Here is a 13311-nt window from a genome sequence, read left to right as displayed (position 1 = left end):
TGGAAGCGGCCTTCAGTCGTCGAGATCGTCCTCGCCCGGCTTCACATTCTCGAGGATGCGCTCGGCAACAAGGCCTGAATTCTGGCGGATCGAGGCTTCGATCTTGCCGGCGATGTCTGGGTTGTCGCGAAGGAACCCCTTGGAGTTCTCGCGGCCCTGGCCGAGACGCTGGCTATCGTAGGAGAACCAAGCACCCGACTTCTCGACGATGCCAGCCTTCACGCCGAGATCGATCAGCTCGCCGACCTTCGAGACACCCTCGCCGAACATGATGTCGAACTCGACCTGCTTGAAGGGCGGCGCGACCTTGTTCTTGACGACCTTGACGCGGACCTGGTTGCCGATCGCCTCGTCGCGGTCCTTCAGGGTCGAGACGCGACGGATGTCGAGACGCACCGAGGCATAGAACTTCAGCGCGTTGCCGCCCGTGGTGGTCTCAGGCGATCCGTACATCACACCGATCTTCATGCGGATCTGGTTGATGAAGATCACCATGCACTTGGAGCGCGAGATCGAGCCGGTGAGTTTGCGCAGGGCCTGGGACATCAGGCGGGCCTGGAGGCCAGGCTGGCTGTCGCCCATCTCGCCCTCGATCTCGGCGCGCGGCGTCAGCGCGGCCACCGAGTCGACCACGAGCACGTCGATCGCGCCGGAACGCACCAGCGTATCGGTAATCTCGAGAGCCTGCTCGCCGGTATCGGGCTGCGAGATCAGCAGGTCGTCGAGCTGGACACCGAGCTTGCGCGCATAGACCGGGTCGAGGGCGTGCTCGGCATCGACGAAGGCGCAGACGCCGCCCTTCTTCTGAGCCTCGGCAATGGTGTGCAGGGCGAGCGTCGTCTTACCCGAGGATTCAGGTCCGTAGATCTCGATGACGCGTCCCCGCGGCAGGCCGCCGACGCCAAGTGCGATATCGAGGCCGAGCGATCCGGTGGAGACGGTCTCGACCTCCGCCACCTTGTCGTTCTTGCCGAGCCGCATGATCGAGCCTTTGCCGAAAGCTCGCTCGATTTGGGACAAAGCGGCGTCGATCGCCTTCGACTTGTCCTTGTCGATCGCCATCGTGGGTTCCACCATCTTCAGCGCGGCCTGGGCCATCGGTCGGCATCCTTATGCATGGGGAGGGCGGCGTTCTCAATGCAGCGCCGAATGGAGATTTTGTACCCTTTTTGTTCTTATCGCGCAAGAGGCATGTCAACCGGTAGACGTCGTTGGACTGTCATTCCGGGTCACCATCTGCGAACCCGGAATGACATGTGGCTGTGAGCGTCGATCGGCGCCTACGGCACCGGCACCTGCAGCGGCTTGTCCTTGTCGACGATGTAGACGGAGAGGATCTTCAGCGGCTTGTCTCCGACATTGGTGTATCCGGCATGCGGGACCTCGCGCTGGTTGATCCCGTGCTCACCCGCTGCCCGGTCGATTGGCTCCTTGCCGGAGAGCTGCACCTTGCCGCCTTCCAGCACGTAGAAGGCCTCTTGGCCATTGTGGAAGTGGCGGCGCGAGGTGGCGCCCGGGGGGATCTCGACGAGCTGAACCACGATCTCCTTTTTCGCGTCGCCATCAAGCGGCGAACGGCCGAGATCGGTTCGCTTCACCTCCTGGGCCGATGCGGCGCCAGCGAGGAATGCGGTTGAGAGTACGAGGGCGGCATAGGGGACGAGGCGTCGCGGCATCTGGACCTCCAAGAACAGTCTTTTTGTCGGTGCGGCTCGACGGCCGCTGGATGCCACTCAGCGCCGCTTGCCGAGGAATGTCGAGATATTCTGCATTCATTTTCCCGGCATGGTTCTTTGGGTGTGCTCCGGCTCTTGGCTGTGCTCGGCCGCCGATGCCAGGAGAGGAGCCTGCGGACACTGGCCGGAGATCGATCATGCGGCTTTTTCCCTGGCTTCCAGGCCTCGTCGGCCTGCTCATCGGAGGCAGCCCGGCGCGGGCCGAGGTCACGGCCGAAATCGTCGATTGGGGCGTCGTCAGCGGACGCACGGATCGAGCAATATCGGGAGACGGGGGCAGCGGGCTCGAAGCAGCGAAGCCGATGAATGGGGTCCGCTACGGCGAGCGTACGGATCGCATCGAGGCGAGGCTCTGCCGCAGCTTCGGCATGACCATCCGGTTGCGCAGTGGGGATTCAGCGCTGCCGCGCAAGGTCGAGGTGCAGGCGTTGCACCCGCTCTTCACCCGTGACGACGGTGCGACGAGCCGCATCGACGCTTTCCCGAGCTACGTGCTGGATGAAGGGCTCAGCCATATCGGCTTCACCTTCGAGAAGCCGTGGGAGTTGGCAGAGGGCGCTTGGACCATCCGCGTGATGGCGCGAGGCCGTGAGATTGCCTCGAAGGCCTTCACCATCACCGCGCAGGTTGGCGGCGCGGGTTCGGAATGTGGCAAGGGCGCGTGAGGCCCTGTCGCGGTCTTAGAAGTCCAGGACCTTTTTGGCTTCTTGGAGCTGGACGATCTGCGCGTTGATCTGCTCGCGCTTGGCGTGATCGGTGGTGGCGTCACGCTCGAGTTCGGCCTGCTCGATCTCCTTGTCGAGCATGGCCGGGTTCACTTCCTCGATCGGCGCGGCGCGCTCGGCCAAGACCGTGACGGCCTCAGGTCCGATATCGGCGAAACCGCCCTGCACGTAGATTCGCTTGCCGTGGCCCGAGGTCTCGGTGACGGTGATCACGCCGACCTTCAGCGTCGTGAGGACGGGCGCGTGCTTCGGCAGCACGGTCATCTCGCCCTCGGTGCCGGGGAGCTGAACGGCCTGAACCTCGCCGGAATACAGGGTCCGCTCGGGTCCGACGAAATCGAAGTGGAAGGTGGCCATCGGATCTCAGGTCCCGGATGCGCAGCGCTCCTCCCCCGGTCGGGGAGGAGGATGGAGGTTGGTGGGGCGATAGCGCCGCCCCGTCCTGGACCCTCCCGCGAACGGGAGGGAGAGCCGCTTACGCGGCGTCCTTGGCGAGCTTCTTCGCCTTCTCCTTGGCGTCCTCGATGGTGCCGACCATGTAGAAGGCCGCCTCGGGGAGGTCGTCGTACTCGCCGTTCACCAGGCCCTTGAAGCCCTTGATGGTGTCTTCCAGCGGGACCTGGATGCCCGGCGAGCCGGTGAACACCTCGGCGACCGAGAAGGGCTGCGAGAAGAAGCGCTCGATCTTGCGGGCGCGCGCCACCGTCAGCTTATCCTCTTCGGAAAGCTCGTCCATGCCCAGGATCGCGATGATGTCCTGGAGCGCCTTGTAGCGCTGCAGGGTCTGCTGGACGCGGCGGGCGACGTCGTAATGCTCCTCGCCGAGGATGGCGGGGGAGAGCATGCGCGAGGTCGAGTCGAGCGGATCCACCGCCGGGTAGATGCCCTTCTCGGCGATCGAGCGGGAAAGCGTGGTGGTCGCGTCCAGGTGGGCGAACGACGTGGCAGGCGCCGGGTCGGTCAAGTCGTCGGCCGGCACGTAGATGGCCTGCACCGAGGTGATCGAGCCCTTGGTGGTGGTGGTGATGCGCTCCTGAAGGGCGCCCATGTCGGTGGCCAGCGTCGGCTGGTAGCCCACCGCGGAGGGGATGCGCCCGAGAAGCGCCGACACCTCGGAGCCCGCCTGCGTGAAGCGGAAGATGTTGTCGACGAAGAAGAGCACGTCCTGGCCCTCGTCGCGGAACTGCTCGGCGACCGTGAGGCCGGTCAGAGCGACGCGCGAGCGGGCGCCCGGCGACTCGTTCATCTGGCCATAGACCAGCGCGCACTTGGAGCCCTCGGCCGAGCCGTTGTTCTCCTTCGGGTCCTTGTTGACCTTGGACTCGATCATCTCGTGGTAGAGATCGTTGCCCTCGCGGGTGCGCTCGCCGACGCCGGCGAAGACCGAGTAGCCCGAGTGCACCTTCGCGATGTTGTTGATCAGCTCCATGATCAGCACGGTCTTGCCGACGCCGGCGCCGCCGAACAGGCCGATCTTGCCGCCCTTGGCGTAGGGGGCGAGCAGGTCGACGACCTTGATGCCGGTGACCAGGATCTGCGACTCGGTCGACTGGTCGGTGTATTCCGGAGCCGGCTGGTGGATCGCGCGGAAGGTCTGGGTCTCGATCGGGCCGGCCTCGTCGATCGGCTCGCCGATGACGTTCATAATGCGGCCGAGCGTGTTGTGACCGACCGGCACCTTGATCGGCGCGCCGGTATCCTCGACCTCCTGGCCACGGACGAGACCTTCTGAGGTGTCCATGGCCACGCAGCGCACGGTGTTCTCACCGAGCTGCTGGGCGACTTCGAGCACCAGGCGGTTGCCCTGGTTCTTGGTCTCGAGCGCGTTCAGGATCTCCGGCAGGTGGCCGTCGAACTGCACGTCGACCACGGGGCCGATGACCTGGGTGATGCGGCCCTTGGAATTGGCCGGGGAAGCGGTGTTCGCCATGGTGCGATTGTCCTTACGAAGTGGCGGTCAGAGCGCTTCCGCGCCCGAAATGATCTCGATGAGTTCCTTGGTGATCATGGCCTGACGCGTCCGGTTGTAGATCTGCGTCTGCTTCTTGATCATCTCGCCCGCGTTGCGGGTGGCGGAATCCATGGCGCTCATGCGCGAGCCCTGCTCGGAAGCCGCGTTCTCGAGGAGTGCCTTGTAGATCTGCACGGTCAGGTTCTTCGGCAGCAGCGTTTCGAGGATCGCCTCTTCGCTCGGCTCGAATTCCAGAGCCGCATCGGCCGAAGCGCCTGTCGTGGTCTTGCCATCGGATTCGGGCAGCTCGGCCGGGATCAGCTGCTGCGCCGTCGGGATCTGCGAGATCACCGACCGGAAGGCGGAATAGAACAGCGTCGCAACGTCGAACTCGCCATTCTCGAAACGCGCGATGATCTTTTCCGCGATCTCGGAGGCGAATTCGTAATCGACCGGGCGGGTGCCGCGGATATCGATGTTCTCGATGATCTCCGCGCGGAACTGGCGGCGAAGCAGGTCGTAGCCCTTCTTGCCGACGGTGAAGATCTTCACCGTCTTGCCCTGGCTCTGCAGATCGCGGGCCTGCCGTGCAGCGAGTCGTGCGATCGACGAGTTGAAGGCGCCGCACAGGCCGCGATCGGCCGTGCAGACGACGAGGAGGTGCGTCTTGTCCTCACCGGTGCCCGAGAGCAGCTTCGGCGCGCCGACGCCACCCACAAGGTTGCCGGCGAGATTGCCGAGCGTCGCGGCCATCTTTTCAGCGTAAGGGCGGCCGGCCTCGGCAGCATTCTGGGCGCGCCGCAGCTTGGCGGCAGCGACCATCTGCATGGCCTTGGTGATCTTCTGCGTCGACTTCACCGAAGTGATGCGATTCCGCAGATCCTTCAAACTCGGCATCGGGAAATTTCCGGTCTCTCGCGAGCGTCACGTCGAAGGCGGGCGCGTGAACACGCCCGCCATTGGCCGAAGTCGGATCAGGCGAGCGACTTGGAGATGCTCTCGACGACGCTCTTCAGCTTGCCGGCGCTGTCGTCGGACAGGTCCTTCGAGTCGCGGATCGCGTTGAGCAGGTCCTGGTGCTTGGAGCGCAGGGTCTCGAGGAGCTTGTCCTCGAAAGCGCGGATCTTCGAGACCGGCAGGCTGTCGAGATAGCCGTTCACGCCGGCATAGATCACAGCGACCTGCTCTTCCATCTTCAGCGGCGAGAATTGCGGCTGCTTCAGGAGCTCGGTGAGGCGCGAGCCGCGGTTCAGGAGCTTCTGCGTGGTGGCGTCGAGATCCGAGCCGAACTGCGCGAAGGCGGCCATCTCGCGGTACTGGGCGAGCTCACCCTTGATCTTGCCGGCGACCTTTTTCATCGCCTTGGTCTGGGCCGAGGAGCCCACGCGCGACACCGAGAGGCCGACATTCACCGCCGGGCGGATACCCTGGTAGAACAGGTCGGTCTCGAGGAAGATCTGGCCGTCGGTGATCGAGATCACGTTGGTCGGGATGTAGGCCGAGACGTCGTTTGCCTGGGTCTCGATGACCGGGAGCGCGGTGAGCGAACCCTTGCCGGCAGCGTCACCCATCTTGGCGGCGCGCTCGAGCAGGCGGCTATGGAGGTAGAACACGTCGCCGGGATAAGCCTCGCGGCCCGGCGGGCGGCGCAGCAGCAGCGACATCTGGCGGTAGGCGACGGCCTGCTTGGAGAGATCGTCGTACACGATCACGGCATGCATGCCGTTGTCGCGGAAGTACTCGCCCATGGCGCAGCCCGAGAACGGCGCGATGAACTGCATCGGGGCCGGGTCAGAGGCCGTGGCGGCGATGACGATGGAGTATTCCAGGGCGCCCTGGTCCTCGAGGACCTTCACGAACTGGGCGACGGTGGAGCGCTTCTGGCCGATGGCGACGTAGACGCAGTAGAGCTTCTGGCCCTCGTCGTTCGACTGGTTGAGCGGCTTCTGGTTCAGGATCGTGTCGAGGGCGATCGCGGTCTTGCCGGTCTGGCGGTCGCCGATGATCAGCTCGCGCTGGCCGCGGCCGATCGGGATCAGCGCGTCGACGGCCTTGAGGCCGGTAGCCATCGGCTCGTGCACCGACTTGCGCGGAATGATACCCGGGGCCTTCACGTCGACGCGGCGACGCTCGGTGGACTGGATCGGGCCCTTGCCGTCGATCGGGTTGCCGAGACCGTCGACCACGCGGCCGAGCAGGCCCTTGCCGACCGGCACGTCCACGATGGCGCCGGTGCGCTTGACGGTCTGGCCTTCCTTGATCTCACGGTCGGAGCCGAAGATCACGACGCCGACATTGTCCTGCTCGAGGTTGAGGGCCATGCCCTTCGCACCTGATTCGAACTCGACGAGTTCGCCGGCCTGGACCTTGTCGAGGCCGTAGATGCGAGCGATGCCGTCACCGACCGCGAGCACCTGCCCGACCTCGGTGACCTCGGCGGCTTCGCCGAAGTTCTTGATCTGCTCTTTGAGGATCGCGGAGATCTCGGCGGGGCGGATGTCCATCGTCGGGCCTTCTTTGAAAGTGTCGGACGTCTGTCGCGAAGTCAGTGAGCCGCCTGCAACGCCCTAGTGGGCAGCATGCATGGCGAGGCGGATTCCGTTGAGCTTGGTACGCAGCGAGGCATCGACCATGCGCGAGCCGATCTTGACCACGAGGCCGCCGATCAGGCTCGGATCGACCTTGAGATCGAGCTGGATCTCGGAGCCGGCAACCTCGCGCAGGGTCTGCTCGATGTCCTTGAGCAGAGCCTCAGAGGGCTTCTCGGCAACCCGAACCTCGGCGCGCACGATGCCCTTCGATTCGCGGACCTTCTCGCGATAGCCGCGGATCATGTCGGGCAGGGCGAAAAGCCGGCGGTTGGAAGCGACCAGCTTGACGAAGTTCGCGGCAAGACCGCCGATACCGGCCTTGGACAGGACGGCCACGATCGCGGCTTCCTGCTGATCGGCCGAATACGCGGGGCTCTTCACGAGCCGACGCAGATCGTCGCTGTCATTGTAGAGGGATTCGAACCGATCGAGGTTCTGAGAGACGTCGTCGACCTGGTTCTCGTCGCGCGCCAATTCGAACAGCGCGAGGGCGTAGCGGCCTGCCACACCGGAGACCAGAGCACCTTCGGAACCGTTCTGCGCCACCCGTCGCTCTCTTCGTTTTCGTGCCCTTCAGTCTCTTCCGAGCGTGACCACCGTCGATGGAAGGCGGCGGCTCGGTGAACCGAGGGAGAAAGGGGATGCGCCGTCAGTCCGGGCGAGTGACGACACCCCCCCTCCAGCGCGCGGTGGCCGTAGCATGGCACTGCGGGCCTGCGCAAGGCGACGGTTCCGCGGATTCGGAATGCCGGCGAAGGAATCGCAGCAAGGGGTTAGCGGGTATTTGGAACGGGTCTGATCGGCGGCCTTGACCGTCATCATCAGGATTGCAGCGAAGCGATTCAGGGCCAACACGCTGACGCTGCTGGATGCGGACGCTCAGATCCAGCCCTGTAATTCCCGCCTGACGACATGCTCGATCACTCGCATGCCGAGATCGGAATCGTTGAGGCAGGGGATGAAGGCGTAGTGCTCACCGCCATTCTCTTCGAAGTAATGGCGGTTCTCGCCGTCGAGCTCCTCGAGCGTCTCAAGGCAATCCGCGGTGAAGCCGGGCGCGACGATAGCCATGCGCTTCACGCCTGACTTGGCCAGGGCGATAACCGTCTCGTCGGTATAGGGCTTCAGCCACTCCTCGTTGCCGAATCGCGACTGGAAGGTCACCCGCATCTGCTCTGACGAGTAGCCCAGCCGCTCGCGGATCAGTCGGCCGGTCTTGAGGCACTGGCAGTGATAGGGATCGCCCTTCAGTAGATAACTTTTGGGCACCCCGTGGAACGAGGTGAGGATGACCTCGGGCTCGAAATCGAGGGTCTGCAGACCCTCACGAATCGAGTCGGCCATCGCGCCGATATAGACCGGGTCGTCGTGATAGGGCGGCGAGACCCGCACCGTCGGCTGCCAGCGCATCTGCATGAGCGCCTTGAAGGCCTGGTCGCAGGCCGTTGCCGACGTCGCGGCAGCATATTGCGGATAGAGCGGCACCAGCAGGATGCGGTCGCAGCCCTCGTCGAGCAGGGCCTGGATCCGCACCGAGACCTCGGGCTTGCCGTAGCGCATCGCCCAGTCGATGAGCACGCTGTCGCCCATCGCCGCCTGCAGCTTCTCGCATTGGCCTCGGGTGATGGTCTTGAGCGGGCCTTCGTCGAGTTCCTTGTTCCAGATGCTGTCGTAGTCCTTGCCCTTCGGGCCGGGGCGCTTCGACAGGATGACGAGGTTCAGGAGCGGCCACCAGATCAGTCGTGGCACCTCGATGACGCGACGATCCGACAGAAACTCCTTGAGGTAGCGGCGCATCGGCCAGTAGCTGGTGGCCTCGGGCGTGCCGAGATTCATCAGGAGCACGCCGACTCGGCCCGTCTTTGCCAGCGGATGGTCCGGCGGCATGGCCGCCGGAGCGACCGGCACGGAGACCGGGCTGCTCGGCTGCAGGCTTTCAGGCTCGACACGCTCGTTCATCACGGTTCCGGTCACGGCTTCCAGTCCCCGGACGGTGAAGGTCGACACGAGGCACCCTGGACCGGTTATAGACAGGCAGGCTTCGCGCCAAGCCGGGCGCCCTGCCGCATGGACCGGCCTCGACCATGATGCTTCACACGGTCCGAGCAGACATCGCGCGAAAACGGCCGGGAGACCAGCGTGTCATGCCGTCCCCGCACCGTTTCACGAAACGAGACCGCTTGCCGATCCAGCCGTCGTTCCTGCGTTACCGGAACCGCTTAACGGTGAGCCATGGCTCCATCACCCAATCGCCGTGAGACTCTCGGCCTGGCCGCCGCCGTTACCCTGAGGGCCAGCGCCGCCTCGGGTCAGGGGGATCGCCCAGACGCGAGGAGCCCGACCTTCACGCTCGTCCTCGTCAACGACATCTACCTGATGGGCGAGGCCGAGGGCCGCGGCGGCTTTGCCCGGCTGAATGCCGTGGTGAAGGCCGAACGGGCGCGCGGCGTACCAGTGCTCTATTGCCATGCCGGCGATTGCCTCTCGCCCTCGCTGATGTCGGGCTTCGACAAGGGTGCCCACATCATCGCGCTCCACAATCTCGCGCCGCCTGACGTCTTCGTGCCGGGCAATCACGAGTTCGATTTCGGCCCCAATACCTTCGCCGAGCGACTACGCGAGGCGCGCTTTCCCTGGTTTGCCGCCAATCTGCGCGATCACGACGACAGGCCCCTGCCGGGCATCAAGGATCATGAGATCGTCACGCTCGGCGGTGTGAAGGTCGGCATTGTCGGCATCGCGCTCGCCTCGACGCCGGAAAAATCGCAATCCAAGGATCTCCGCTTCGGTCCCGAGATCGAGACCTTGGAGCGAGAGGCCAAAGCTCTCCGGGCGAACGGTGCGGAGTTGATTGTCGGCGTCGCGCATACGGCGCGTCCGGTGGACGACACGATCGTCGCTCGCCGCATCGTCGACATCCTACTCTCGGGTCACGATCACGACCTGATGGTCCATTACGACGGCCAGACTGTGCTCGCGGAATCGAGTCACGATGCGCATTACGTCACGGCGATCGACGTCACCCTCGCCATCACGGGAGAAGGCGCCTCGCGTCGGATGCGTTGGCATCCGAGTTTTCGCATCCACGACACGAGGTCGGTGACCCCCGATCCCGAAACGCTCGCGCTGGTAACCCGTCTCGAAGGCGAGCTGTCCCGGCAGCTCGACGTGCCGGTCGGCGTCACGACCGGCGCGCTCGACAGCCGGATCTCTTCCGTCCGCGCCCGTGAAGCGAGCTTCGGCGATCTCGTCGCCGATGCGGTTCGTGAGCAGACCGGCGCCGAGATTGGCCTGATGAACGGCGGCGGCATTCGAGGAAACCGGCTTTATCCCGCTGGCACCACGCTGACCCGCCGCGACATCCTCACCGAACTTCCCTTCGGCAACACGACGGTGCTGGTGGAGATCCCAGGACGTGCTCTTCATGCAGCCCTGGAGAATGGCTTCGCCGATTACGGTCGGCTCGCCGGGCGCTTCCTACAGGTCTCGGGTCTCGACGTGACGCTCGATCCGAGTCGACAGCTCGGAGCCCGTGTTGCCTCGGCGATGGTCGGCAGACAGCCGCTCGACGATGCTCGTTCCTACAGGGTCGCCGCCAACAACTTCATGCTGGATGGTGGGAACGGCTACGGGATGCTGCGAGAGGGCCGGGTCCTGATCGGCACGACGGACGGAATGCTGCTGGCCAATGCGGTGATCGACTATATCGCCAGTCATTCTCCGCTCCCGCCTGTACCCGGCGGCCGGATCGTGACGACTCCATAGTGCGGCCATGCCGCCGCTCCGTTCGGAAGGCCGCATGACCGACACTCCCGTTACCGACGCGCTCCGGGCTTTCCGCAAAGGCACTTCGCCCTGGCTTGCGCTGCCCTTCTTCTCCGATGGGAGTGCCGATGCGGTGGCGGGGAAGGTCGATGCCTGCGCGGCAGGCGGCGCACAGGTGCTGCCTGCCCCTGAAAACATCTTCCGGGCCCTGAGCCTGACGCCTCTCGACCAGGTAAAGGCCGTGATCCTCGGGCAGGATCCCTACCCGACGCCGGGCGATGCCAACGGGCTCGCCTTCTCTTATGTCGGCCCGCGCCGGCTGCCGGCCTCGCTCAAGATCATCCTCGCCGAGGTCGTCGAAGCCACGGCTGGCGAGAAGCCGGTCTTCCATTCCGGCGACCTCACACCCTGGGCCGAGCAAGGCGTGCTCCTTCTCAACACGGCGCTCACCGTAGAAGCCGGCAATGCTGGCGCCCATCTACGGCTCGGCTGGTCACGCCTCGCCGACGAGGCGGTGGCCGCGGTCTCGGCCCGGCAGAGCCCGTCCGTCTTCCTGCTCTGGGGAGCACAGGCACGGACTCGCGAAGCGCTGATCGACACGCGCCGGCACGGCGTGATCGCCTCCGGCCATCCATCGCCTCTCAATCGGGCCCGGGATTTCCCGGGCTCGCGGCCCTTCGCCAAAGCTAATGCCTGGCTGACAGAGCACGGGCTCGCTCCGATCGCCTGGCGGCTGGATTAGCGGTTCGAAGGCGCCGATCCCTTCGATGCGGAGAGCGCTGCGGCCTTGCCGCCAGCTGCGTAGAGGTTGAGCCGCGAGTAGACGCCGAAGGCCGAGCCGTCATCGAGGAAGCCGCCGCCTGGTCCGAGCGTTTCGGTGAGGATCGCGTTAGCCTCGTCAAGCGAGAGCGACGGGAAAGCTGACGTCAGCAGATAGCCGGCTTCCGGGGCGACCTTGCCGACATCCACCGCGCGTCCCGCCGCATCCTTGTGGACCACCGGCAGGCCATAGGTCTGGGTGACGTCGTAGAAGGCCTTGTTGGCGGTCGCGTTCTTGAATCGGCCGTCGTCCTTGGTCGCGCAGGATGCAACGGTGCCGCCGCAGGCTGCCGAGAGGAAAGTGGTCAGCTCGGCTTTCGCGGTCTTCAGGGATGCCTGGTAGTCGGTAATGACGACGGGCTCGCCCTCGGTCTGGCCCATGGCATTGATCACGGCCGGGTTCTTGCGGTGCTGCCCGACATAGGCCGGATCGTTCGCCAGAAGGTGGGCCAGAGCATGAGTCGCCGTGGCGCGGCCGCCGAGCACATCCATGGCGTAATGCGCGCCGATCACGATGCGGTTGTTGCCGTACTCGGCAGCGCGGGTCACCATCTGCTGGTAGCGCTCCGGCACCAGTATCGCGAGGAGCAGCGACTCGGTGTAGCCGTAGGTGGTGTGGCCACTCGGATAGGAGGGGCTGTCGGTCAGGTTCTGGCTCGGCCCGCGCAGCCAGTCGATCGTGTGCGAGGCCTTCCCAAAATAGTCGTTGCCCCGATAGGCCAGCAGCGTCGGATCGGTCTGGAACGGGCGTGAATTGCCATACGCATCGGCGCCAGTGCTGCCGGCGGGCCGATCATAGGCCTTGCCGAAGATATCGGCGGTCCCGCCATTGGCAGTGTAGATTGCGGAGGCCTCCGCTGAAACGGCATCCTTGCCGTTCTTGGTGGCGTTGGCGAAGAAGTACTTGCCCGAGTTCGAATCCGACTTCGTGACGTTGTTGGTGTAGCCGATCAGATCGGCCACGGCCTTCGAGATGCTCGTGAAGTCCTTGTGAGTCTCGTAGCGCGCCTTGGACTGATAGACCGCGGCGAGACTGCTGCCGAGGCCATCGGTGAGTTCCGTGGCGTTGCCATCGGTGATGAAGGCGTCGCGCAGCGCGAGTTGCTGCTGCTCGGCGAAGGGCAGCAGGATCGGCTGCTTCAGCGTGCCTGTCTGGATGCCGGTCGTCACCTCCTGGTTCGCCTTCAGAGCCGCCTCGCCCTCGGGAGTCTTCAGCAGGGTACTGACGGGCGCGAGCCCTTTCAGGGCCGTGAGGTTCGTCGCCGTTTGCGCCATGGCCGGAAGTGGAGCCAACACACAGAGGATTGCGAAGCCCGTTGCCTTACGATGGCCCATGATCGTCACCCGTCGTTTTGCCGGCCTCCGAGGCAGGCAATGGTCTGCCCTCCTCTCATGCGGCGCGGTGAAAGGGATATGACAGCAGGGCCGGGATTCGAAGCCCACGCACGAAAATGGCTGCTCGGCTCACGGTCTCTCCCGACCGAAGCCGAGGCTCGAGGACCGATCCGATCAACTGTTCGCGCGTTAACCACTCCAAGTGAGACGCTCGGTTGGGGGACCCGTGATGAATCGCAACGCGTTGGAACAACAGACCGAAGCCGCCTTGGCCGCACAGGAGAGAGCCCATCGGCCAAACCAGCGCCGGGACGGGTTGGTGACGGACGAGGTCCACCACGAACAGGCCCGTGTCTTTCGGACGAACGGCCGCGTCGAGAGTTTCGGGG

12 protein-coding genes are annotated in these 13311 nt (G+C 64.9%); 3 read left to right on the top strand and 9 right to left on the bottom strand.

Annotation, left to right across the window (positions count from 1 at the left end; genetic code table 11):
- Window positions 1–12: 12 nt before the first annotated feature.
- Together recA and HCU64_RS05630 are read right to left on the bottom strand one after the other, a co-directional pair.
- Complete coding sequence (gene recA / locus HCU64_RS05635; protein WP_233382755.1) at window positions 13–1098, bottom strand: recombinase RecA; 1086 nt, start codon at window positions 1096–1098, stop codon at window positions 13–15.
- 182 nt (window positions 1099–1280) lie between these two features.
- Window positions 1281–1676, bottom strand: a complete 396-nt coding sequence (locus HCU64_RS05630; protein ID WP_233382754.1) for a cupin domain-containing protein — start codon at window positions 1674–1676, stop codon at window positions 1281–1283.
- A 197-nt stretch (window positions 1677–1873) separates the two neighbouring features.
- On the opposite strand from HCU64_RS05630, the gene HCU64_RS05625 reads away from it, so the two are divergent.
- On the top strand, window positions 1874–2401 hold the full coding sequence (locus tag HCU64_RS05625; protein WP_233382753.1) for a DUF3859 domain-containing protein: 528 nt from the start codon (window positions 1874–1876) through the stop codon (window positions 2399–2401).
- A gap of 15 nt (window positions 2402–2416) precedes the next feature.
- On the opposite strand, the gene HCU64_RS05620 is transcribed toward HCU64_RS05625, so the two are convergent.
- From HCU64_RS05620 to hemH, 6 genes are all read right to left on the bottom strand, one after another.
- Window positions 2417–2818, bottom strand: coding sequence for a F0F1 ATP synthase subunit epsilon (locus tag HCU64_RS05620; RefSeq protein ID WP_233382752.1), 402 nt, complete (start codon window positions 2816–2818; stop codon window positions 2417–2419).
- A gap of 118 nt (window positions 2819–2936) precedes the next feature.
- Window positions 2937–4391 carry a F0F1 ATP synthase subunit beta gene (gene atpD / locus HCU64_RS05615; protein ID WP_233382751.1) on the bottom strand — a complete coding sequence of 485 codons (1455 nt, stop codon included), beginning with the start codon at window positions 4389–4391 and terminating at the stop codon, window positions 2937–2939.
- Between the two features lie 27 nt (window positions 4392–4418).
- The gene (locus HCU64_RS05610; RefSeq protein ID WP_233382750.1) at window positions 4419–5309 is read right to left on the bottom strand and encodes a F0F1 ATP synthase subunit gamma; all 891 of its coding nucleotides are present in this window, start codon (window positions 5307–5309) and stop codon (window positions 4419–4421) included.
- Between the two features lie 77 nt (window positions 5310–5386).
- Window positions 5387–6916 (bottom strand): F0F1 ATP synthase subunit alpha, encoded by a 1530-nt coding sequence (atpA, locus tag HCU64_RS05605; protein WP_233382749.1) that lies wholly within the window; start codon window positions 6914–6916, stop codon window positions 5387–5389.
- Window positions 6917–6979: 63 nt separating this feature from the next.
- Window positions 6980–7549 (bottom strand): F0F1 ATP synthase subunit delta, encoded by a 570-nt coding sequence (locus tag HCU64_RS05600; RefSeq protein ID WP_233382748.1) that lies wholly within the window; start codon window positions 7547–7549, stop codon window positions 6980–6982.
- A 333-nt stretch (window positions 7550–7882) separates the two neighbouring features.
- Window positions 7883–8962: a ferrochelatase gene (hemH, locus tag HCU64_RS05595; RefSeq protein ID WP_233382947.1), complete on the bottom strand. Its 1080-nt coding sequence runs from the start codon at window positions 8960–8962 to the stop codon at window positions 7883–7885.
- Window positions 8963–9235: 273 nt separating this feature from the next.
- On the opposite strand from hemH, the gene HCU64_RS05590 reads away from it, so the two are divergent.
- Together HCU64_RS05590 and HCU64_RS05585 are read left to right on the top strand one after the other, a co-directional pair.
- Entirely contained in the window at window positions 9236–10768 is a 1533-nt protein-coding gene (locus HCU64_RS05590; RefSeq protein WP_233382747.1) for a bifunctional metallophosphatase/5'-nucleotidase, read from the top strand.
- Between the two features lie 34 nt (window positions 10769–10802).
- Complete coding sequence (locus HCU64_RS05585; protein WP_233382746.1) at window positions 10803–11510, top strand: uracil-DNA glycosylase; 708 nt, start codon at window positions 10803–10805, stop codon at window positions 11508–11510.
- On the opposite strand, the gene HCU64_RS05580 is transcribed toward HCU64_RS05585, so the two are convergent.
- A complete protein-coding gene (locus HCU64_RS05580) occupies window positions 11507–12922 on the bottom strand; it encodes a phosphatase PAP2 family protein (RefSeq protein WP_233382745.1) in 1416 nt (471 codons plus the stop codon). The genes HCU64_RS05585 and HCU64_RS05580 overlap by 4 nt on opposite strands.
- Window positions 12923–13311: the final 389 nt, after the last annotated feature.

Origin of the sequence: Methylobacterium sp. C25 (assembly GCF_021352225.1) — a bacterium.
Lineage (GTDB): Bacteria > Pseudomonadota > Alphaproteobacteria > Rhizobiales > Beijerinckiaceae > Methylobacterium.
This window is presented reverse-complemented; position numbering and strand designations above follow the sequence as displayed.

Coding starts and splice junctions, on each gene's coding strand:
- recA (WP_233382755.1), bottom strand. CDS start 1,098: ATGGCCCAGGCCGCGCTGAAGATGGTGGAACCCACGATGGCGATCGAC.
- HCU64_RS05630 (WP_233382754.1), bottom strand. CDS start 1,676: ATGCCGCGACGCCTCGTCCCCTATGCCGCCCTCGTACTCTCAACCGCA.
- HCU64_RS05625 (WP_233382753.1), top strand. CDS start 1,874: ATGCGGCTTTTTCCCTGGCTTCCAGGCCTCGTCGGCCTGCTCATCGGA.
- HCU64_RS05620 (WP_233382752.1), bottom strand. CDS start 2,818: ATGGCCACCTTCCACTTCGATTTCGTCGGACCCGAGCGGACCCTGTAT.
- atpD (WP_233382751.1), bottom strand. CDS start 4,391: ATGGCGAACACCGCTTCCCCGGCCAATTCCAAGGGCCGCATCACCCAG.
- HCU64_RS05610 (WP_233382750.1), bottom strand. CDS start 5,309: ATGCCGAGTTTGAAGGATCTGCGGAATCGCATCACTTCGGTGAAGTCG.
- atpA (WP_233382749.1), bottom strand. CDS start 6,916: ATGGACATCCGCCCCGCCGAGATCTCCGCGATCCTCAAAGAGCAGATC.
- hemH (WP_233382947.1), bottom strand. CDS start 8,962: ATGAACGAGCGTGTCGAGCCTGAAAGCCTGCAGCCGAGCAGCCCGGTC.
- HCU64_RS05590 (WP_233382747.1), top strand. CDS start 9,236: ATGGCTCCATCACCCAATCGCCGTGAGACTCTCGGCCTGGCCGCCGCC.
- HCU64_RS05585 (WP_233382746.1), top strand. CDS start 10,803: ATGACCGACACTCCCGTTACCGACGCGCTCCGGGCTTTCCGCAAAGGC.
- HCU64_RS05580 (WP_233382745.1), bottom strand. CDS start 12,922: ATGGGCCATCGTAAGGCAACGGGCTTCGCAATCCTCTGTGTGTTGGCT.